Source organism: Paenibacillus sp. EB106-06-01-XG199, assembly GCF_058791575.1.
In genome coordinates this window covers 1-577 of sequence record NZ_JBYTDQ010000046.1, presented here as the reverse complement: position 1 = coordinate 577, position 577 = coordinate 1, and the positions used below count along the sequence as shown (strand labels likewise).

Genomic DNA, 577 nt, shown 5'->3' with positions numbered 1-577 from the left:
ATCGCCCGTCACGAATCGCTGCGCACGTCGTTCACGTGGATCGACGGCGAACCGAGACAACAGGTACATGAAGACGTGGTGTTTGAATGGGTATGCCGGGAGGCAGATGAAGCGCAGGCGCGGGAACTCACCCGGAATTTTGTGCGGCCGTTCGAGCTGGATCAGGCGCCGCTGCTGCGGGCTGGGCTGCTGCGGCTGGCAGAGGAGCACCATTGGCTGGTGTGGGACATGCACCATATCGTCTCGGACGGCGTTTCGCTGAACCTTCTGGTGTCGGACCTTATGGCGGCGTATGCCGGTGAGGAGCTGACGCCGCTGCGGATCCAGTACAAAGACTACGCGGTCTGGCAGCAGGACACGCTCGGGGTAGAGCGGATGCAAGGGCATGAGGTGTACTGGCTGTCGGCCTATGCGGAGGAAGTGCCGGTGCTGGAGCTGCCGGCCGACCGGATGCGTCCGGCGGTGCTAAGCAGCGAAGGCGGACAGGTTCATGCGCAGATCAGCGCGGACGTAGCTGAGGCCCTAAAACGAATTGCCGCAGAGACCGGAGCCACGCTGTACATGGTGCTGCTGGCGG

General features: G+C 63.3%; 1 protein-coding gene. It reads left to right on the top strand.

Annotated elements, in window-relative coordinates:
- Positions 1-577 (top strand): condensation domain-containing protein (locus tag AC3WT9_RS34650; protein WP_492408997.1); only part of this gene is annotated, 577 nt, incomplete at both ends.